The organism is Streptomyces sp. DSM 116795, assembly GCF_055792905.1.
In genome coordinates this window covers 3,471,086-3,491,282 of the sequence record NZ_CM147707.1, presented here as the reverse complement: position 1 = coordinate 3,491,282, position 20,197 = coordinate 3,471,086, and the positions used below count along the sequence as shown (strand labels likewise).

Below are 20,197 nucleotides of genomic sequence, written 5' to 3'. Positions count from 1 at the left end.
CCTGCCGACCTCCCGCTGAGGAGCACGCGATGCAGCTTCACGACATCTGGTTCGCGGTGATCGCCGTGCTGTGGACCGGCTACTTCTTCCTCGAAGGATTCGACTTCGGCGTGGGCGTGCTCACCCGGCTCCTCGCCCGCGACCGCCGCGAACGGCGCGTACTGATCAACACCATCGGCCCCGTCTGGGACGGCAACGAGGTCTGGCTGCTCACCGCAGCAGGCGCCACCTTCGCCGCGTTCCCCGACTGGTACGCCACGCTCTTCTCCGGCTTCTATCTGCCGCTGCTGATCATCCTGGTGTGCCTGATCGTGCGCGGTGTCGCGTTCGAGTACCGGGCCAAGCGCACCGAGAAGAGCTGGCAGGACCGCTGGGAGGCGGCCCTGTTCGTCACGTCGCTGCTGCCCGCGTTCCTGTGGGGCGTCGTCTTCGGCAACATCGTCCACGGCGTGCCCATCGGCGCGGACAAGGACTACGCGGGCGATCTCGCCGACCTGCTCGGCCCGTACGCGCTGCTCGGCGGGCTGGTCACCCTCACCCTCTTCACCTTCCACGGCGCGGTGTTCACGGCGCTGAAGACGACCGGCGAGATCCGGCCGCGCGCCCGGCGTCTGGCCACCCTCCTCGGCCTGGGCTCCGCCGTGCTCACCGCCGTCTTCCTCACCTGGACGCAGCTGCACTCCGGCGACGGCGGGAGCCTCGTCGCCGCGGCGGCCGCGGTCCTCGCGCTGCTCGCCGCCGTCGCGGTCAACGCAGCCGGACGTGAGGGCTGGGCCTTCGGACTGTCCGGGGTGACCATCGCCGCGACGGTGGCCGCCCTGTTCCTCGCGCTGTTCCCCGACGTCATGCCGTCCACGCTCGACCCGCGCTGGAGCCTGACGGCAGAGGGCGCCGCGTCCAGCCCGTACACGCTGAGGATCATGACGTGGTGCGCGGCCGTCGCCACGCCCGTCGTGATGCTCTACCAGGGCTGGACGTACTGGGTCTTCCGCAAGCGGATCGGCACCCAGCACATCGCGGAGAACCACTGATGGGGCGGCACCGATGAGGCCCGTCGACCCGCGTCTGCTCACCTACGCGCGCACCACCCGCGCCTTCCTCGCGGCGTCGGTGGTGCTGGGGCTGGCCTCGGCGCTGCTCGTCATCGGGCAGGCCGTGCTGATCGCGGACATCGTCGTCCGCGCCTTCCAGGACGACGCCCCGGTACGCATCCAGTTGCTGCTGCTCGTCGCGGTAACGGCCGCACGCGCCCTGGTCTCCTGGCTCACCGAACTCGCGGCACACCGCTCCAGCGCGGCGGTCAAGTCCGAACTGCGCACCCGGCTGCTGGACCACGCCGCGGCCCTCGGGCCCTTCGGGCAGGCGGACCTGCGCACCGGCCAGCTGGCGACCCTGGCCACCCGCGGAATCGACGCCCTCGACGGCTACTTCTCCCGCTACCTGCCCCAACTCGCCCTGGCCGTCGTCGTACCCGTCGCCGTACTGGCGCGCATCGTCACCGCGGACTGGGTCTCGGCAGCGGTCGTGCTCGTCACCCTCCCCCTCATCCCGATCTTCATGGCCCTCGTCGGCTGGGCCACGCAGACCCACACGGACCGCCAGTGGCGGCTGCTCTCCCGGCTCTCCGGTCACTTCCTCGACGTCGTCGCGGGCCTGCCCACGCTCAAGGTCTTCGGCCGCGCCAAGGCGCAGGCCCGCAACATCCGCGCCATCACCGCCGACTACCGCCGGGCCACGCTGCGCACCCTGCGCATCGCCTTCCTGTCCTCGCTGGTGCTGGAACTCCTCGCCACGATCTCCGTCGCGCTCGTGGCCGTCGGCATCGGCATGCGCCTGGTCCACGGCGAACTCGACCTGTACACGGGCCTGCTCGTACTCGTTCTCGCTCCGGAGGCCTATCTGCCGCTGCGCCAGGTCGGTACCCACTACCACGCCGCCGCCGAGGGGCTGTCCGCTGCCGAGGAGGTCTTCGCCGTCCTCGCCGAGCCGTTGCCGCGGACCTCCGGTGTCCCCGCCCCCGACCTGCGCAGGTCCGTCATCACCGTCGACGGGCTGCGCGTACGCCACGAGGGCCGCGACCACGACTCCCTCCCGGCGACGGATCTGACGCTGCGGCCGGGCGAGACGGTCGCCCTGACGGGACCCTCCGGCGCAGGGAAGTCCACCCTGCTCAACGCGCTGCTCGGCTTCGCCCGGCCCGCCTCGGGTGCAGTACGAGTCGACGGGACCGACCTGCGAGAGCTCGAACTCCCGGGCTGGCACGCCCAGATCGCCTGGGTGCCTCAGCACCCGCACCTGTTCGCGGGCACGGTCGCCGACAACGTGCGCCTGGCGGACCCGGGCGCCACCGACGCCGAGGTCGCAGCCGCCCTGACCGCGGCGGGCACCGGCCTCGACCCGGACACCGCACTTGGCGAGACCGGGTCGGGCATCTCCGCGGGACAGCGTCAACGCGTCGCTCTGGCAAGGGCGTTCCTCAGCGGGCGGCCACTGCTTCTGCTCGACGAACCGACGGCGGCGCTGGACGGCGACACCGAGGCGTCGGTCGTCGGAGCGCTCCGCCGGCATGCGGAGGACCGCACGGTCCTGCTCGTCACGCACCGCCCGGCCCTCCTGTCCGCCGCCGACCGCGTGGTCACCCTGGCGGGGCCGCCCCGGGCCGCGGCACCGCTCCTCACGAAGCGGCGGCCGGCAGCGCGGACGGTGCCGGACGACGCGCTGGGAGGACCTGGGGGTCCGGCGGGACGGGGCGAACAGGACGGAGCGGACGGACCGGAGGAAGCGGATGGACCGGCAGGATCCGAGGGAGCGGACGGACCGGCTCGGCCTGAAGCGCAGCCGGACGACGGCGCGCAAGGGCGCGCGTCCCGTGGCCCGCGCCTGGCGGCGTCGGCCGCCCTCGGCTCGCTCGCTCTCCTCTCCGCCGTCGGCCTCATGGCCACCTCCGGCTGGCTGATCTCCCGCGCCTCCCAGCAGCCGCCCGTGCTCTACCTGATGGTGGCCGTCACCGCGACCCGCGCGTTCGGCATCGGGCGCGCCGTCTTCCGCTACACCGAGCGGCTCGTCTCGCACGACGCCGTGCTCCGCGTGCTCGCCGACGTACGCGTACGCGTCTACCGGCGGCTCGAACGCCTCGCTCCCGCCGCCCTCGGCCGCACCCACCGCGGCGACCTGCTCACCCGGCTCGTCGGCGACGTGGACGCCCTGCAGGACCGCTTCCTGCGCTGGCTGCTGCCCGCCGCCGTCGCGGTGGTCACAGGCCTCACCGCCGTCGCGTTCACCGGCGCGCTGCTGCCTGCCGCGGGTGCCGTGCTCGCCGCCGGGCTGCTCCTGGCCGGCGTCGCCGTTCCGGCCGTCACCGGTGCGCTCTCGCGCCGTACGGAGCGCAGACTTGCCCCGTCGCGGGCCGCGTTGACGACCGGCGTGGTCGATCTCCTCACCGGTACGGGCGAGTTGACGGTGGCGGGTGCGCTGCCCGTACGGAAGGAGGCGGCACGTGCCGCGGACCGCATCCTCACCCGGCTCGCCGCACGCTCCGCCGCCGCGACCGCCCTCGGCTCCGGACTGGCGACCCTCGTGTGCGGCCTCACCGTGACCGCCGCCGCATGGGCCGGGACCGCGGCGGTGCACGCGGGGCGGCTCGAAGGCGTGTGGCTCGCGGCGGTCGTGCTCACCCCGCTCGCCGCGTTCGAGGCGGTCAACGGGATGCCGCTCGCCGTCCAGTACCGGCAGCGCGCGCGCCGCTCCGCCGAGCGCCTCCAGGACGTTCTGGACGCCCCCGAGCCCGTACGGGAGCCGGCGCGGCCCGTGCCCGCTCCCGCCGCACCGTTCCCGCTCACCCTCCGGGGGGTCACCGTGCGATACCCGGACGGGGACCACACGGGCGGGGCGGATCAGGGCGCGCCGACGCCGCACGCCGACGCGGGCGGCGGGACGCGGCGGCCGCCGCCTCCGCTCGCCGCGTTCGACCTGGAACTCACGCCCGGCCATCGCGTCGCCGTCGTGGGCGCCTCGGGCTCCGGCAAGACGACGCTCGCCCGTACCCTGCTGCGCTTCCTGGATGCCGAGACCGGCTCGTACACGCTCGGCGGCGGACCGGACGGCGCCGGCGTACCGGCCACCGCCCTCGACTCGGACGACGTGCGCCGCTTCGTCGGCCTGTGCGCGCAGGACGCACACGTCTTCGACAGCTCGCTGCGCGAGAACCTCCTCCTCGCGCGCAAGGACGCCACGGACGCCGCTCTGCGCGAGGCGCTCGCCGGTGCGCGGCTGGAGACCTGGACGGACATGCTCCCCGACGGCCTGGACACGCACGTCGGTGAGCACGGCGCGCGTCTCTCCGGCGGCGAGCGTCAACGGCTGGCGCTCGCCCGTGCGTTGCTCGCGGACTTCCCCGTCCTCGTACTGGACGAGCCCGCCGAACACCTCGACCTGCCCACGGCCGACGCGCTCACCGCAGATCTGCTTGCCGCCACCGAGGGGCGCACGACGGTGCTGATCACGCACCGGCTCAAGGGCCTGGACGCGGTGGACGAGGTGATCGTGCTCGACGCCGGCCGCACCGTCGAACGCGGTACGTACGGTCAACTGGCCCGCGCCGGTGGGCCGTTCAGCCGGATGCTTGCCCGTGAAGCGGCGAGTGCCGGCCGGCGCCACCCCGGACCGCCGGACCCGCAGGGCCATCCGGGCGCCCACTCGGAGCCCCATCCGGACCCCCGTGGCCACCCGGACCACCCGGCGGGACGCCGGGAGCAGCGTCCGGCCGCAGGCGACCGTGCCGGATCAGCAGCCTCTCGATGATCTCGGCGACGCCGTCGGTCTCGTTGGAGGACGTGTGGTCCGTCGTCGCGGCGAGCACGTCGGGATGCGCGTTGGCCATCGCGTACGACGTGCCGGCCCAGCTCAGCATCTCCAGGTCGTTCGGCATGTCGCCGAAGGCGACCACCTCCTCCGGCAGGATGCCCCGCTCCGCGCAGCACCGCGCCAGCGTGCTGGCCTTGCTGACGCCCGAGCCGCTGATCTCCAGCAGCGCGGACTTGCTGGATCGCGTGAACTGCGCGTGGGCGCCCGCCACTTCGCGTCCCAGCGCGAGGAACGCGTCCGGTTCCAGCTCCGGGTGGTACGCGAGCAGCTTCAGCACGGGCTCCTCATGCTCCGGGCCGAGCAGCTTCTCCGCCGGTGCGACGATCCCGACCGGGTCGTGGTGCAGTGCCGGGTACTCGGGATCGAAGTGAATGCCGCCGGTGCGTTCGATGGCGAAGCTCACTCCGGGCGCGGCTTTCCGCAGCGTACGGACGACCGCCAGCGCGTCGTACCGCTCCAGCGCACGGACCTCGACGACCTGCCGGCCGCGGTGCAGGTCGACCACCGCGGCACCGTTCGCGCAGATGGCGAGCCCGTGGCCGTGCACGTGGTCGCTGACGACGCCCATCCAGCGGGCGGGGCGGCCGGTCACGAAGAAGACGTCGAGCCCCGCGGCCTCGGCGGCGGCGAGGGCGGCGACCGTACGTTCGGAGACGCTCTTGTCGTTGCGCAGCAGAGTGCCGTCGAGGTCGGTGGCGATCAGACGGGGGCGTACGGCCGGGGACGTGCCGGGCGCCACAGCCGCCACAGCCGCGACGGCCGAGGGTGCGGTGGGGGCCGAGGGGGCCGTAGGGGCCGGCGGGGCCGGCTGGGCGTCGTCGAAGGGCGAGGCGACGGGGGAATCGACTGCCGGATCGGTGGGGGGAGCACTCGGGGCGCGGAATGCGGGCGGCTCAGTCACAGCGACCATCTTCCCGCATATGTACGCACACCCGTGCGGAGGGTTCCCCCGATGAGCGGACAGGGCGCGGGGAGGCCGCCCAGGGCGGGCGACGGCACGCGCCCGGCGGGCCCTCGTCTTCGGTGTCCGGTCCCGGTTTGCGGGCCGTCGGGCCACTCGTCGCCGTGTCGCCGTCAGACTTCGACGGCGGGGTAGGTCTCGGTGTAGCTGTCGCCGTCGGCGCCGAAGTATGTGCAGGTCCGTGCGTCCAGGTCCACGTCGTACCAGACGACACCGGCGTCCCAGCAGCCCTGTACGAACTCGGGGAACGTGGTCTCGCCCGCCTGGTCGGAGCGGAGTGCCGCGATGACCGCCCGGCGGTCGAACCGCGGGACGCCCGCCATGCCCGTGACCAGTGGCTCGCCCTGGACGGCGACGGGCCCGGCCCCTGTGAGGTAGAGCATCGCGTTCGACGGCACGGCCATGCGGCACCGGGTGACACCCGAGTGCCGGAGCGTCTCGGCGAGGTACGGGAAACCGCCGGCCTGCGGGCGGACGGCGGCCGCACGCTCCAGGGCCGCCTTCAGATTGGTGATCGCGTGGCTCATCTTCGTCTCCGGGACGGGGCTGGTGCGGGGTGTGGTCTCCGCGCGACTAGGATGACAACAGATATACGAAGCGACAACATGTTGTCAATTTACTCCCGGAGAGTGACCCATGCCCGACGAGATGGCCCTGCTGGTCGCGGACGTCTACGAGGCGGCGGGCATGCTGCGCCGGTCCGGGGAAGCCGTCGCAGCGGAGGAGGGCCAGACGCAGGCTCGGTGGCAGCTGCTCAGTGTCGTCTCCGGCAGCCCGCTGAGCGTGGCCCAGGCGGCCCGCCGGCTCGGCATCTCCCGGCAGGGGGTGCAGCGCGTCGCCAACGACCTCGTCCGTGAGGAGCTGGCCGCCTTCCGGGCCAACCCCGACCACCGGAGCTCTCCGCTCCTGTCACTCACCGCCGCGGGGCAGGAAAAGCTGAGCAGGATCACCGCCCGTGCCGCCGGGCTCAACGGCACGCTCGCCGCCGGCATCCCGCCCGGCGAGATCGCCGCCGCCCGCGCGCTGCTGCAGAGGCTCATCGGACGGCTGCGGACGCAGGAGGACGACGCTGGGTCCCGTCGCCCGGAGACCCCCTAGGTCCGCAGTTGGGCGAGCCCCTCGGTGGCGATGCGCTCGAAGACCTTCTCGTCGGCGGCGAACTGCGAGTCCGCGATCGGCCAGTGCAGCACGATCTCGGTGATGCCCGCCTCCGCGTACTTCCCCGCGAAGTCGACGAAGGCGTCGACGGACTCCAGGGGCCTCCCGGGGACGAATCCCGTGAGCAGGACCTTCTCCAGGTCCGGGGCGTCGCGCCCGGTCTGGTCGCAGGCAGTGCGAAGGCGGACGATCTGGTCGCGTACGGCCTGCAGCCCCTCGGCGGGGGTGCCGGTCGCGGCGACGCGCGGGTCGCCCGTGGTCACCCATGCCTGGCCGTATCGGCCGGCGAGCAGCATGCCGCGGGGGCCCGTTGCGGCGACGGCGAAGGGGAGGCGGGGCCGCTGCAGGCAGCCCGGGATGCCGCGTACCTCGTGAGCCGAGTAGAAGGTGCCGTCGTAGGAGACGACCGGTTCGCGCAGCAGCCGGTCGAGCAGCGGTACGAACTCGGCGAACCGGTCCGCCCGTTCGCGTGGCGTCCAAGGTGCCTGGCCGAGGGCCGTCGCGTCGAAGCCGTTGCCGCCAGCGCCGATACCCAGGGTGAGGCGGCCGCCGCTGATGTCGTCCAGGGACATCAGTTCCTTGGCCAGCGTCACCGGGTGCCTGAAGTTCGGCGAGGTGACGAGGGTGCCCAGGCGGAGCCGCGACGTGGCGGCCGCGGCGGCGGTGAGGACGGGCAGGGCACCGAACCATGGTCCGTCCCGGAACTCGGCTCGCCACGAGAGGTGGTCGTAGGTGTAGGCGGCGTGGAAGCCCAGCTCTTCCGCGCGCTGCCACCGCTGACGCCCGCCCTCGTGCCAGCGCTGGACGGGAAGGATCACGGTGCTCAGTCGCGGGACAGGCGCGGGCCGCGGGGAGGAAACCATGGCGCCGAGCCTACGGCCCGTGGCGCGCGGGCCGGTCGCGCCCGGTCAGGTTCCGGCCGCTCTCCGTCATTCGTCACAAAGGAAGTAAAGAGAGGACAATTACCTCATAGGTGCCGTCCTGCGGTGTGGGTTGTCCCGGTGCCGGCCGCCGTTGGCCGCCGCGGACAGTCTCCGCGGACCGTGCGCCGTTTCGTACGGGTGAGGGAGGAGCGTCCGTCATGGCAGCAGCTCGTGGGCGATACGTCGCCGACCGTGGGCTGACGAGCCGCATGGTGGTCACGATGTTTCTCATCGGGCTGCTCTACGTGGTGCTGGTCGGCTCGCTGATCGCGGCTATGAGCAACGCCTGGCCGCTGATCGTGATCGCGGTGGGTGGTCTCTTCGTCGCGCAGTTCTGGTTCAGCGACCGCATCGCGGCCTTCAGCATGGGGGCCCGGGAGGTGACACCCGAGCAGGCACCCGAACTGCACGGTGCGGTCGACAGGCTGTGCGCGCTCGCCGACGTGCCGAAGCCGAAGGTGGCCATGGCGGACAGCGATGTGCCCAACGCCTTCGCAACGGGCCGCAGCCAGCGCAACTCGATGGTCTGCGCGACGACGGGCCTGATGCGGCGACTGGAACCGGAGGAGGTCGAAGGCGTCCTCTCGCACGAGCTGTCGCACGTCGCACACCGCGATGTCGCCGTGATGACGATCGCCTCCTTCCTGGGCGTACTGGCGGGAGTGCTGACCCGCGTCGCGTTGTGGGGAGGTCTGAGCGGCGCCGGACGCGACCAGAGCGGCGCCGGGATCATCCTGCTGGTGATCCCGCTGGTGAGCATCCTCGTCTACATCCTCAGCTTCCTGCTGACCAGGCTTCTCTCGCGCTACCGCGAGCTGTCAGCCGACCGCGCGGGTGCCCTGCTGACGGGACGGCCGTCCGCGCTCGCCTCCGCGCTGACGAAGGTCACCGGTCAGATGGCCCGCATCCCGACTCGCGATCTGCGGAAGGCCGAGCCGTTCAACGCCTTCTTCTTCGCACCGGCCTTCTCCGGCGAGACCGTCGCGACGCTCTTCTCCTCGCACCCTCCGCTGGAGCGGCGTCTGGAGCAGCTGAGCCGCATCTCGGCGCAGCTCGGCCGGCAGCAGTGAACCAGCGGGGACGGCTTTCACACCTGGCACCGGGACCTTCCGGGAGGACGGCACCTTCCAGACACGCACAGACGGGCCGGCACCTTCCAGATACAGACGGACGGACGGACAGACAGACAGACGGACAGCAGGAACACCGCCCCGACTCAGCACGAGGGACGTGAACTCCGTGGGCCTCCTCGACGCGCTACTGGGCCGCAGCAAGCCCGTACGCCCCGACCTCGATCAGCTCTTCGCCCTCCCCGCCGCCGCCGTGACGCTCCAGGCGGGTGCGGACCTCGTTCCGACGGGGCTGGGGTCGGTGTGCTTCGCGAGCGTCGAGGGCGGCGCCTTCAAGCAGCTGCAGCGGGACGTACGGCAGTTGCTGGACGCGGACCTCACCCCGGGCCACCGGTCCGGGACGGACCCCCAACAGGGCGGAATCCCGGTGGAGTTCAGCCAGGACGAGTACGGCTACACGTGGCTGGTCGCACGGCACGCGCCGGAGGAGCTGGGAGAGCTCGTCAACGACCTGCACGCGGTGAACACCCTGCTGGAAGAGAACGGATTCGGTCCGCAACTGCTGTGCTCACTCGTCGGCTTCCGGGCAGCCGAGGCAGCCGAGGCAGCCGAGGCGGCTGAGGCAGCCGAGGCGGCTGAGACGGCCGAGGCGGCCGAGCCGGTGGACGGAGCGGAGGGGACACCGGGGGCACAGGGAGCGGAGAAGACCGAGGCGGCCGAACGGACCGAGGCATCGGGAGCCGGGGCCGACAGCGCCTCCACCGGCCGCTCACTCGCCCTCGTCTATCTCTACAAGCGCGGCACCTTCTATCCGTTCGCCCCTCAGCGCGGAGGGAAGGAGAAGCGCGACAGCGCACTGGAGCTGCAGATGCGCGGGCTGCTGACCGATGACCTGCCGGTCGAACCCGACCTGGGCCGCTGGTTCCCCGTCTGGGGAGCGCCCGGAATCTAACCCCTCTTCCCCGCCCCCTCCCCTCCCCTCCCCCCCTCCCTCCCGTTCAGGGACGGTGCCGGACCCGCCCCGTAGGCCTCATCAGGAACCGGCCGCGAGGCGGTCCATCGTGCGGGCGTGCACCTCCCGTTCCGCGGCCGCAGCGATGAAGGCGGCGGCCTGCTCGGCACCGACCAGAGCCCTCACGGCGGCGAGAGTCCCCGCGGGGAGACGCACCGGTTCGGTGGCCGACGCGATCCCGGCACCTTCGACGCTCCCTGCTCCCGGTGCCCGCGCAGGTTCCGGTGCCCGCGCAGTTCCCGGTGCCCACGCAGTTCCCGCTGTCCGCGCGGCTCCCGCGGACCCCGCGGGCGGTTCCGGCGCGGGCGCTCGCCCGGGCCCGTCCGTCGTGGCAACGTCCGTCGTGGGAACGGGCGTCCCGGGCTGGCCGGTCCTCTCCCCGCCGCTCTCCCCTTCCGTCCCGTACGCCCCCTGCCGCAGGTGCTCGCGCAGGCTGCGCGAGGCGAACGTCCGCATGGCGCGAGCCAGTTCGGCGTCGACGGTCTGCTTGGCGAGCGGGCGCAGCCTGCGTACGAGACCGGCGGCCTCCGAAGCCTCCTGGTCCGTTGGGCCACTGTCCGGACAGCGTCCGAAGATGTACTGACCCGTGAAGTCCATGAAGCGGGACGCTATGTGCTCCACCTGCGCGCGCAGTTCGCGGAGATGCCCGGTGAGGGCGAGCAACGGCACGCCCGCACGATGGAGTTCGGCGGCCACGGCCAGCTCCTGGGGGCTGGGCACGAGAAACTCCCCCGGCCGCTCGGGCAGCGGCACCAGCACCCCCAGTTCGACGGCCTCGGCGACGGCGTCCTGGCTGCGGGCGGAGCCCTCGCCGAAGAGCCCGTCGAGCTCGTCGAGGGTGAGACGCTCCGGCTCCTCGTCCGACCAAGGCCGCTCGACCTCCGAGACGAGCCCGAGCACGCCGCTCAGCCCGCGGCCCTCGTCCCACGCCGCCAGCAGCTCCTTGATGGAGGCCAGGGTGTATCCGCGCTCCAGCAGGGCGGATATCTGCCGCAGCCGGGTCAGATGCGAGTCGTCGTAGAGGTTCGCCCGCCCGCGGCGGCCGGGGCGGGGGAGCAGGCCCCGGTCCTGGTACGCACGGATCGTGCGGACGGTGGCACCGCTGTGCCGCGCCAGGTCCTCGATGCGGTACTCACCTCCGCCGCGCCCCTCCGGCTCTCCCGCGTCCGGCCCGCCCGCGCCCGGTCTGCCGTCGCCCGGCCTTACCGCGCTCCTGCCGCCCCCGCTGCCCCCGCCGCCCTCGCCGCCCTCGCCGCCGACCGTGGTCACAGCGGTGGCTCGATCCGGGCGATGGCGCGCAGCAGACGCGGAGAGACCCGGGCGAGCATCCGTACGCCGCGGGCCTCCGGCGTCACGGGGACCACCGCCTGGTTGCGTACGACCGCCCGCATGATCGCCTTGGCGACCTTCTCCGGCGGGTAGTTGCGCAGCTCGTACAGCCGCGTCACCCGGGCCCGGCGGCGTTGCCGCCCGGCCTCGTCGAGGCCGACGAAGTGCGCCGTCCTGGTGATGTCGGTCTTGACCGGACCTGGACACACCGCTGTGACGCCGATGTCCCGCCCCGCCAGCTCCGCGCGCAGGGACTCGCTCAGCATCAGCACCGCCGCCTTCGACGTGCCGTACGCGGGCAGCAGCCTCGTTGGCTGATAGGCCGCGTCCGAGGCGACGTTGACGATGTGCCCGCCCTGGCCCCGCTCGGCCATCTGAGCGCCGAAGAGGCGGCAGCCGTGGATGACGCCCCACAGATTGACGTCGAGCGTCCGCTTCCAGTCCTCGACGCTGGTGTCGAGGAACGGCCCCGCGACACCTATGCCCGCGTTGTTCACGAGGACGTCGACCGTCCCGTACTCCTCCGCGACCCTGGCCGCCAGCTTCTCCATCTGCTGCTGGTCGCTCACGTCGGCCGTCTCGGCCCAGGCCTGCGGCGCGCCCGCCCGCTCCGCCGACTGCGCCGTGCGCGCGGCCCGTTCCCCGTCCACGTCGACGGCGACGACCCGCGCACCGGCCGCCGCGAAGGACAGGGCGGTGGCCCGCCCGATGCCGCTCCCCGCGCCGGTGACCAGCACCAGCCTGCCGCCGAACCGCTCGGCGAAGGCCCCCCTGCCGGCGGCGGCCCGCACCGGCCGTTCCTCCTCCGGGCCGCCCGCCCGGCCGGACTCCTGCGCGTCGACGAAGTCGCCGATCCATACGGCCAGTTGGTCGGGCCGGGTGCGCGGAATCCAGTGCTTGGCGTCCAGAGTGCGCCGGGTGAGCCCGGGCGCCCACAACTCCACGTCGTCGTAGAGCCGTTCGCTCAGGAAGACGTCGCGAGTCGGCGTGATCATCTGTACGGGCACGTGGGCGTGGCAGTCCTCGCGCGGGTGGCGCAGCCTGAAGCGCATGTTGTCCCGGTAGAGCCACGCGCCGTGCGCGGCGTCGCGCGGCAGCGAGGACGTCGGATAGCCGTCCGCCTGGAGCTTCTCGGCCCTGCGCAGCAGCTTCGGCCAGTACCGCGACAGCGGACCCCGCCACGCCAGTTCCGGCAGGACCGGGGTGTGCAGCGCGTAGATGTACCAGGAACGGGCGCCCTGGCCGAGGGTCTGAGTCAGCCGCCGCGGCGTCGGCCGGCTCACCCGCTTCTTGATCCAGTGCCCGAGGTGGTCGAGGGAGGGGCCCGACATCGAGGTGAAGGAGGCGACCCGGCCTCTGGTCTCCGAAGCCGTGGCGAACTCCCAGCCCTGTACGGACCCCCAGTCGTGCCCCACGACATGGACCGGCCGCCCGGGGGAGACCGCGCCGGCCACGGCCAGGAAGTCCTGCGTGAGCTTCTCCAGCGTGAAGCCGCCGCGCAGCGGCTCGGGCGCCGAGGAGCGGCCGCAGCCCCGTACGTCGTAGAGCACCACGTGGAAGCGCTCGCTGAGCCGCCGGGCGACCTTCGACCAGACCTCCTTGCTGTCCGGATAGCCGTGCACCAGCACCACTGTGGGCAGCTCCGCGTCACCCAGCTCCGCGACGCACAGCTCGACGCCCTCCGGAGTGCGCACCCGTCGCTCCCGCGCGCCTTCCAGACCGGGATCGAGTCCCGGACCGGGCCCCGCACCCGGGCCCTGACCTGTGTCCCGGCTCCGGGCCTTGCTGACGCCGGTGCCCTCGTCGCCGTACCGCTCGCTCACGGATCCCCCACCCTGTCGGGGCCGGCGGAGCCCGATGTGCCCGCCGTGCCCGCGTATTCGACACCGTTCAATGTGACAACGGACGATGGCGGCGTCAATGGGAAGTCCCGAGCCTGTGGATACCCGAGGTAAGCGGGGGCCGCGCGCCTGACCGGCAGGGCTTTGGCCCCACTTGTCCTACGACCCCCTTAAGGGAGCATCACCCTTCGGTACCAGTCGGATCCAGCCCCCAGGGCGGACGTGACACACAGCTGTGAGGCCCTAGCGTCTGGGGGGTGACTGTGATTGCTATCGAAAGCCTGACCAAGCGGTACCCACGGGTGACCGCCCTGGACCGGCTGACCGTGGGCATCACACCGGGTGTTACCGGCCTGGTGGGCGCCAACGGGGCCGGTAAATCGACCCTCATCAAGATCCTGCTCGGACTCTCCCCCGCGACCGAGGGCGGCGCCACCGTCCTCGGCCTGGACGTCGCACGGGAGGGCTCGGCGATCCGCGAGCGCGTCGGCTACATGCCCGAACACGACTGCCTGCCGCCCGACGTCTCGGCCACCGAGTTCGTCGTCCACATGGCGCGCATGTCCGGGCTCCCCTTCACCGCCGCGCGTGAACGCACGGCGGACACCCTTCGCCACGTCGGCCTGTACGAGGAGCGCTACCGCCCCATGGGCGGCTACTCCACGGGCATGAAGCAGCGCGTCAAGCTCGCCCAGGCCCTCGTCCACGACCCGAAGCTGGTGCTGCTCGACGAGCCGACCAACGGCCTCGACCCGGTCGGACGGGACGAGATGCTCGCGCTGATCCGCCGCGTCCACACGGACTTCGGCATCTCCGTGCTGGTCACGTCCCACCTCCTGGGCGAGCTGGAACGCACCTGCGACCACGTCGTCGTCATCGACGGCGGCAGGCTGCTGCGTGCCTCCAGCACCGCGGACTTCACCAAGAGCACCCCGTCCCTGGCGGTGGAGGTCACCGACACCGACGCCCATCCGGACGGTACGGAGGCGCTGCGCACCGCCCTGGTCGCCGCCGGGCTCTCCGCGCAGGCACCCGGCGCGGCGGGCGCACCCGGTGCCGGACACCTGCTCATGGTCGACGCCACCGACGAGACCGCGTACGACACCGTCCGCGACACCGTCATAGAACTCGGCCTCGGCCTGGTGCGGATGGAACAGCGCCGCCACCACATCGCCGAGGTCTTCCACACGGACGGCGGCGCCGCCGAGTCCGCCGCCGGTGCCGGAGCCGCCGCGGGCGCTCCCGCCGGCGTCCCGGCCGCCGCCGACCGCGAACTCCAGCCGCAGAAGGGGGGCAGCGGCGATGCCGTCTGAGCCTCACGCCGGTACGCCCGTCGCCACCGCCGGCAAGCCGCCGGGGCAGCGCGGCGAGGATGTCATCCACAACATCGGCTACCGCAACTACGAGGGCGCACGCCTGGGCCGCCGCTACGCCCGCACGTCCCTCTTCCAGCAGTCCCTGCGCGGTGCGTACGGGCTCGGCCGCTCGGCCAAGTCCAAGGTCCTGCCGATGATCCTCTTCGCGGTCATGTGCGTGCCCGCCGCGATCGTCGTCGCCGTCACGGTCTTCACCAAGGCCAAGCAGATGCCGGTCGACTACAACGAGTACGTCATCATGATGCAGCCCGTCATCGGCGTCTTCATCGCGGCCATGGCACCCCAGGCCGTCTCGCTCGACCTGCGCTTCCGCGTCGTTCCGCTGTACTTCTCCCGCCCCATCGAGCGCAGCGACTACGTCGGCGCGAAGTACGCGGCCCTCGCCGCCGCGATCTTCGTCTTCACCGCGACGTCGGTCCTCATCCTCTACGTCGGTGCGCTGCTGGCGAAGCTCGACTTCGGCGACGAGACGAAGGGCTTCGCGCTGGGGCTCGTCTGCTGCGCCGTCTTCGCCGTGCTGCACGCGGGCATCGCGCTGGCGGTCGCCGCGGCGACACCGCGGCGCGGCTTCGGAGTCGCGGCGATCATCGCGGTGCTGACCATTCCGTACATGCTCGTCAACGCACTGCAGGCGATCGTCGTCTCCCAGGACAACGCCGACGCCGTCGGCTGGCTGGGCCTGGCGTCGCCCGGGTCGCTCGTCGACGGGCTGCAGAGCAAGTTCCTGGACGGCAAACACGCCTTCCCGGGCGGGCCGCCGGACCTGACGGCCGCGCAGTCCTCCGCGTACGCCCTGCTCACCGTCGTGCTCGTCGCCGGCACATACGCCCTGCTGCTGCGGCGCTACAAGAAGGCCGGGCTGTGACCGCAGTCCCCTCGGGCTTCGCCCTGGGGAGACCCCTCCCGTCCCACGCCGCCACCCTCGGAAGGAATGGGCCGCGCCCATGACGACAATTCACATCGACCACACCTCCCGCTGGTTCGGGAACGTCGTGGCCGTCAACGACATCACCATGGACATCGGGCCGGGCGTGACGGGCCTGCTCGGCCCGAACGGTGCCGGCAAGTCCACCCTCATCAACATGATGGGCGGCTTCCTGCCCCCCTCGACCGGCGGCGTCACCCTGGACGGGGCGCCGATCTGGCGCAACCAGAACGCATACAAGGAGATCGGCCTCGTACCCGAGCGGGAGGGGATGTACGACTTCCTCACCGGCTGGGAGTTCGTGCTGGCCAACGCCGAACTGCACAAGCTGTCAGACCCGGCGGCGGCCGCACGCAAGGCGCTCGCCACCGTCGAGATGGAGCAGGCGCAGGACCGCAAGATCTCCACGTACAGCAAGGGCATGCGGCAGCGCGTGAAGATGGCCTCCGCACTCGTCCACGACCCGTCCGTGCTGCTGCTCGACGAACCGTTCAACGGCATGGACCCGCGTCAGCGCATGCAACTGATGCAGCTGCTGCGGCAGATGGGCGAGACGGGCCGCACCGTGCTCTTCTCCTCGCACATCCTGGAGGAGGTCGAGCAGCTCGCCTCGCACATCGAGGTCGTCGTCGCCGGCAGGCACGCGGCCAGCGGCGACTTCCGGAAGATCCGCCGCCTGATGACGGACCGGCCGCACCGCTACCTCGTACGCTCCAGCGACGACCGGCGCCTCGCGGCGGCCCTCATCGCCGACGCCTCGACGGCCGGCATCCAGCTCGACTGGAACGAGAAGGCCCTGCAGATCCAGGCCATCGACTTCGGCCGGTTCACGGACGTCCTTCCCCGGCTCGCCCGCGAGCACGGCATCCGGCTCTACACGGTCTCGCCCTCGGACGAGTCCCTGGAGAGCGTCTTCTCGTACCTCGTCGCGGCCTGAAGGGAGCCTTCACGATGTACAACCAGACAGTCGCACGGCTCACCTGCAAGGCCCTGCTCGGGCGCCGCCGCGCGCTGCTGCTGTTCGCGCTGCCGCTGCTGCTGCTCGTCGTCGCCGTCGCGGTGCGCCTGCTCGGCGACGTGGACGACGACGTCACCAAGCAGCTGCTGGGCGGCTTCGCGATGGCCACCATCGTCCCGCTCATCGGCGTCGTCGCCGGTACGGGCGCCATCGGCCCGGAGATCGACGACGGCTCGATCGTCTATCTGCTGGCCAAACCGACCCGGCGCGCGGGCATCGTCATCACCAAACTGATCGTCGCCATCGGCGTGACCGTCGCCTTCTCGGCGATCCCGGTGTTCCTCGCGGGCTACATCCTCAACGGCAACAGCCAGCAGATCGCCGTGGCCTACGCCGCTGCCGCCGCTGCCGCCTCCGTCGCCTACAGCGCGCTGTTCCTGCTGCTGGGCACGGTCTCCCGGCACGCCGTCGTGATCGGCCTGGTCTACGCGCTGATCTGGGAAGCCCTCTTCGGCAGCCTGGTGCCGGGGGCGCGGGAGCTGTCCGTACAGCAGTGGGCACTGACGCTGGCGCAGAAGATCGGCGACAGCGGCGCCGGCATCACCTCCGAGGTGGGCATGGCGACGGGCGTGACGCTGCTGGCCGTCGCCACCGTCGGCGGCGCCTGGTATGCGAGCCGCAGGCTGCGCGTCTTCACGCTCGCAGGGGAGGAGTGAGAGCGCACACCGCCCGGCACACGCCAGGGGTGGTGGCTACGGTCACGCGTGACCGTAGCCACCACCCCTGTGGCGCCTTCACCCGGGGTGGTGGGGCACCCGGGGCCGCGGGGAAGTCCCATGCCGTCCGTCGGCGAGTGCGGCGGCCGTGCGCCCGCAGGTGAGACGCTCCGCAGGTGAGACGCCCGGCAGGTGAGACGCCCGGCACGTCCCGTCGCCGCCGCGGCTAACGTGTCCTCATGTCACCAGCGAGCCGCTACACCTACCTCGGCCCTGAAGGGACCTTCACCGAGGCCGCCCTGCGTTCCCTCCCCGAGGCCGCCACCCGCGAACTGACGCCGATGGTGTCCGTGCCCACGGCCCTGGACGCCGTGCGCAACAAGGAGGCGGCAGCGGCGCTCGTCCCCATCGAGAACTCCGTCGAGGGCGGCGTCACCGCGACACTGGACGAGCTGGCGAGCGGCCGCCCGCTGATGATCTACCGCGAGGTGCTGCTGCCCATCGCCTTCGCGCTGCTGGCCCGGCCCGGCACCCCGCTGGAGAGCATCAAGACGGTGACGGGGCACCCTGTCGCGCAGCCGCAGGTGCGGCGCTGGATGGCGGAGCACATCCCGGAAGCGGTGTGGGAGTCGGCGGCGTCCAACGCCGACGGCGCGCGGCTTGTGCAGGAGGGCCGCTACGACGCGGCCTTCGCCGGGGAGTTCGCGGCGGCCACGTACGGGCTGGAGCCGCTGGTGACGGACATCCACGACGCGGACAACGCGGCCACGCGTTTCGTTCTCGTGGGACGTCCCGCGCGGCCCGCGGCGGCGACCGGTTCGGACAAGACCTCGGTCGTCTTCTGGCTGCGGGACGACCACCCGGGTGCGCTGCTGGAGGTGCTGCAGGAGTTCGCCTCGCGCGGCGTGAACATGATGCGCATCGAGTCGCGTCCGACGGGCGAGGGGATCGGGCGCTACTGCTTCTCGGTGGACTGCGAGGGCCATCTGCAGGACCGCCGGGTGGGCGACGTGCTCATGGGTCTGAAGCGCGCTTGCGAACAGGTGCGCTATCTCGGCTCGTACCCGCGTGCGGACGGCGGGCACGCAGCGGAGCGTCCCGGCACGACGGACGCCGAGTTCGTGGAGGCGGCGGACTGGCTGACGCGCTGCCTGGACGGGCGCGGCTGAACGAGGCGGTACGAGGCGGTACGAGGCGGGGCAAGGGGCGTCGGTGCAGCCCGCAGAGTTATCCACAGGGTGTCGGGCGGGCTGTGCACAACTCGGAAGACCGAAACGGGCATTATCGACAAAGCCTCATGGAGACCACAAAGGCGTCCCCAACGCGTTCCATCCTGTTTCGTCACTGCACTTCTCCTGGATCACTCTTCGGTGTGAGTCAACCCCCCTCGAATGAGTGCTTATTACAGGTTTGCTACGGGATTTCCTGGTCGAGCGCGAGCTTCGAGGAACGATCCCCTCCACTATCCACAGCCTCCCCGGAGACCCTGTGGATAAGTTTTGAGATGTGGGGGCGGGGCTGTGGATAAGTTCACCTTCACCTTCCCTCGCCCTCCCTCGCCTCCCCCCTGTCTCCCCGTCCCAACTTCCTTTGGGCAGCAGCGAGATGGCTGGTGGGAGCACGTCCCGGCGGCCCCGCACACACCCGTCCGCGGAGCATCCCGGGCCGGGCCGCGGCCCGCGTGAATCCGGGCAAGAGGCATGGAGATTCAGGGAGTTCCGCGGCGGCGGGTACTCAGTCGAGCCGCCGTGCCCCCACCGGTACCCTGACGGGGTGATTGACCTCCGAGTGCTCCGCGACGACCCCGACCGTGTCCGCGAATCCCAGCGCGCCCGTGGAGAGGACGTCGGCGTCGTCGACGCCCTGCTCTCCGCCGACGAGCGGCGAAGGTCGTCCAGCGTCAGCTTCGACGAACTGCGCTCCGAGCAGAAGCAGCTCGGCAAGCTGATCCCCAAGGCCGAGGGCGACGAGAAGGCCGAACTGCTGAAGAGGGCAGGCGAACTCTCCGCCGCGGTGAAGGCCGCCGACGCCGAGCAGAACGAAGCCGCCGAGGAGACCCAGCGCCTGCTCCGCCTGCTCGGCAACCTCGTGCACCCCGACGTTCCGGTCGGCGGCGAGGAGGACTTCACCGTCCGCGAGACGATCGGCTCGCCCCGGGACTTCTCGGCGGAGGGCTTCGAGCCGAAGGATCACCTCGAACTCGGGCAGCTGCTCGGCGCGATCGACGTCGAGCGTGGCGCCAAGGTCTCCGGCTCGCGCTTCTACTACCTCACCGGCATCGGCGCCCTGCTCGAACTCGCGCTGGTCAACGCCGCGGTCGCGCAGGCCACCGAGGCGGGCTTCACGCCCATGCTGACCCCGGCCCTCGTCAAGCCGCAGACCATGGAGGGCACCGGCTTCCTCGGCCAGGCCGCGCAGGACGTGTACCACCTGGAGCAGGACGACCTCTACCTGGTCGGCACCTCCGAAGTCCCCCTCGCCGGCTATCACATGGACGAGATCGTCGACGTCTCCCGGCTGCCGCTGCGCTATGCCGCCTTTTCGCCCTGCTTCCGGCGCGAGGCCGGCTCGTACGGGAAGGACACCCGCGGGATCTTCCGCGTCCATCAGTTCGACAAGGTCGAGATGTTCTCGTACGTGGTGCCGGAGGACTCCGAGGCCGAGCATCTGCGCCTGCTGGAGTGGGAGAAGCAGTGGCTCACCGGTCTTGAACTGCCCTTCCAGGTGATCGACGTGGCGACGGGCGACCTCGGCTCCTCCGCCGCCCGCAAGTACGACTGCGAGGCGTGGATCCCGACCCAGGGCAAGTACCGCGAGCTGACGTCGACTTCGGACTGCACCGAGTTCCAGTCGCGGAGGCTGTCGATCCGCATGCGCGACGGCAAGCAGGTCCGGCCCCTGGCGACGCTCAACGGCACACTGTGCGCGGTGCCCCGCACGATCATCGCGCTGCTGGAGAACCACCAGCAGGCGGACGGCTCGGTCCGCGTTCCGGAGCTGCTCCGTCCGTATCTGGGCGGACGGGAGCTTCTGGAGCCGGTGGCCAAGTGAGCGGCGCGAGTGGC

At 71.8% G+C, this 20,197-nt stretch carries 15 protein-coding genes and 1 pseudogene; 11 read left to right on the top strand and 5 right to left on the bottom strand.

Annotation, left to right across the window (positions count from 1 at the left end):
* The first annotated feature begins 29 nt into the window (after positions 1-29).
* The gene (gene cydB, locus ACSMXX_RS15000) at positions 30-1,031 is read left to right on the top strand and encodes a cytochrome d ubiquinol oxidase subunit II (protein WP_473184525.1); all 1,002 of its coding nucleotides are present in this window, start codon (positions 30-32) and stop codon (positions 1,029-1,031) included.
* Between the two features lie 13 nt (positions 1,032-1,044).
* The gene (gene cydD / locus ACSMXX_RS14995) at positions 1,045-4,800 is read left to right on the top strand and encodes a thiol reductant ABC exporter subunit CydD (protein WP_473184524.1); all 3,756 of its coding nucleotides are present in this window, start codon (positions 1,045-1,047) and stop codon (positions 4,798-4,800) included.
* Here the strand turns inward: cydD and ACSMXX_RS14990 are convergent.
* Positions 4,784-5,611 (bottom strand): annotated as a pseudogene (locus tag ACSMXX_RS14990) (Cof-type HAD-IIB family hydrolase); the annotation flags it as partial. The gene cydD and the pseudogene ACSMXX_RS14990 sit on opposite strands and share 17 nt — an antisense overlap.
* Before the next feature lie 326 nt (positions 5,612-5,937).
* On the bottom strand, positions 5,938-6,351 hold the full coding sequence (locus ACSMXX_RS14985) for a DUF1398 family protein (RefSeq protein ID WP_473184523.1): 414 nt from the start codon (positions 6,349-6,351) through the stop codon (positions 5,938-5,940).
* Positions 6,352-6,460: 109 nt separating this feature from the next.
* Here ACSMXX_RS14985 and ACSMXX_RS14980 point away from each other — a divergent pair, with 109 nt between their 5' ends.
* Positions 6,461-6,922, top strand: a complete 462-nt coding sequence (locus ACSMXX_RS14980) for a MarR family winged helix-turn-helix transcriptional regulator (RefSeq protein ID WP_473184522.1) — start codon at positions 6,461-6,463, stop codon at positions 6,920-6,922.
* On the opposite strand, the gene ACSMXX_RS14975 is transcribed toward ACSMXX_RS14980, so the two are convergent.
* Complete coding sequence (locus tag ACSMXX_RS14975) at positions 6,919-7,845, bottom strand: LLM class flavin-dependent oxidoreductase (protein ID WP_473184521.1); 927 nt, start codon at positions 7,843-7,845, stop codon at positions 6,919-6,921. The genes ACSMXX_RS14980 and ACSMXX_RS14975 overlap by 4 nt on opposite strands.
* Positions 7,846-8,063: 218 nt before the next feature.
* On the opposite strand from ACSMXX_RS14975, the gene htpX reads away from it, so the two are divergent.
* Entirely contained in the window at positions 8,064-8,975 is a 912-nt protein-coding gene (gene htpX / locus ACSMXX_RS14970; protein ID WP_473184520.1) for a zinc metalloprotease HtpX, read from the top strand.
* A gap of 169 nt (positions 8,976-9,144) precedes the next feature.
* Positions 9,145-9,927 (top strand): PspA-associated protein PspAB, encoded by a 783-nt coding sequence (gene pspAB, locus ACSMXX_RS14965; protein ID WP_473184787.1) that lies wholly within the window; start codon positions 9,145-9,147, stop codon positions 9,925-9,927.
* Positions 9,928-10,008: 81 nt separating this feature from the next.
* On the opposite strand, the gene ACSMXX_RS14960 is transcribed toward pspAB, so the two are convergent.
* Together ACSMXX_RS14960 and ACSMXX_RS14955 are read right to left on the bottom strand one after the other, a co-directional pair.
* On the bottom strand, positions 10,009-11,112 hold the full coding sequence (locus ACSMXX_RS14960; RefSeq protein ID WP_473184786.1) for a MerR family transcriptional regulator: 1,104 nt from the start codon (positions 11,110-11,112) through the stop codon (positions 10,009-10,011).
* 140 nt (positions 11,113-11,252) lie between these two features.
* Positions 11,253-13,034, bottom strand: coding sequence for an SDR family oxidoreductase (locus ACSMXX_RS14955; RefSeq protein WP_473184785.1), 1,782 nt, complete (start codon positions 13,032-13,034; stop codon positions 11,253-11,255).
* A gap of 386 nt (positions 13,035-13,420) precedes the next feature.
* Between ACSMXX_RS14955 and ACSMXX_RS14950 the strand changes: the two genes are divergently transcribed.
* The 6 genes from ACSMXX_RS14950 to serS all read left to right on the top strand — a co-directional run bounded on the left by ACSMXX_RS14950 (position 13,421) and on the right by serS (position 20,183).
* Positions 13,421-14,470 carry an ABC transporter ATP-binding protein gene (locus tag ACSMXX_RS14950; RefSeq protein WP_473184784.1) on the top strand — a complete coding sequence of 350 codons (1,050 nt, stop codon included), beginning with the start codon at positions 13,421-13,423 and terminating at the stop codon, positions 14,468-14,470.
* A complete protein-coding gene (locus tag ACSMXX_RS14945) occupies positions 14,460-15,398 on the top strand; it encodes an ABC transporter permease subunit (protein WP_473184519.1) in 939 nt (312 codons plus the stop codon). Before ACSMXX_RS14950 ends, ACSMXX_RS14945 begins: the two co-directional genes overlap by 11 nt.
* Positions 15,399-15,477: 79 nt before the next feature.
* Entirely contained in the window at positions 15,478-16,395 is a 918-nt protein-coding gene (locus ACSMXX_RS14940; protein ID WP_473184518.1) for an ABC transporter ATP-binding protein, read from the top strand.
* A gap of 14 nt (positions 16,396-16,409) precedes the next feature.
* On the top strand, positions 16,410-17,132 hold the full coding sequence (locus tag ACSMXX_RS14935; protein WP_473184517.1) for an ABC transporter permease subunit: 723 nt from the start codon (positions 16,410-16,412) through the stop codon (positions 17,130-17,132).
* A gap of 239 nt (positions 17,133-17,371) precedes the next feature.
* The gene (pheA, locus tag ACSMXX_RS14930; RefSeq protein ID WP_473184516.1) at positions 17,372-18,301 is read left to right on the top strand and encodes a prephenate dehydratase; all 930 of its coding nucleotides are present in this window, start codon (positions 17,372-17,374) and stop codon (positions 18,299-18,301) included.
* 604 nt (positions 18,302-18,905) lie between these two features.
* Complete coding sequence (serS, locus tag ACSMXX_RS14925; RefSeq protein WP_473184515.1) at positions 18,906-20,183, top strand: serine--tRNA ligase; 1,278 nt, start codon at positions 18,906-18,908, stop codon at positions 20,181-20,183.
* Positions 20,184-20,197 lie beyond the last annotated feature (14 nt).

Coding starts and splice junctions, on each gene's coding strand:
- htpX (WP_473184520.1), top strand. CDS start 8,064: ATGGCAGCAGCTCGTGGGCGATACGTCGCCGACCGTGGGCTGACGAGC.
- cydB (WP_473184525.1), top strand. CDS start 30: ATGCAGCTTCACGACATCTGGTTCGCGGTGATCGCCGTGCTGTGGACC.
- ACSMXX_RS14980 (WP_473184522.1), top strand. CDS start 6,461: ATGCCCGACGAGATGGCCCTGCTGGTCGCGGACGTCTACGAGGCGGCG.
- cydD (WP_473184524.1), top strand. CDS start 1,045: ATGAGGCCCGTCGACCCGCGTCTGCTCACCTACGCGCGCACCACCCGC.
- ACSMXX_RS14935 (WP_473184517.1), top strand. CDS start 16,410: ATGTACAACCAGACAGTCGCACGGCTCACCTGCAAGGCCCTGCTCGGG.
- ACSMXX_RS14945 (WP_473184519.1), top strand. CDS start 14,460: ATGCCGTCTGAGCCTCACGCCGGTACGCCCGTCGCCACCGCCGGCAAG.
- pheA (WP_473184516.1), top strand. CDS start 17,372: ATGTCACCAGCGAGCCGCTACACCTACCTCGGCCCTGAAGGGACCTTC.
- ACSMXX_RS14975 (WP_473184521.1), bottom strand. CDS start 7,845: ATGGTTTCCTCCCCGCGGCCCGCGCCTGTCCCGCGACTGAGCACCGTG.
- ACSMXX_RS14985 (WP_473184523.1), bottom strand. CDS start 6,351: ATGAGCCACGCGATCACCAATCTGAAGGCGGCCCTGGAGCGTGCGGCC.
- ACSMXX_RS14940 (WP_473184518.1), top strand. CDS start 15,478: ATGACGACAATTCACATCGACCACACCTCCCGCTGGTTCGGGAACGTC.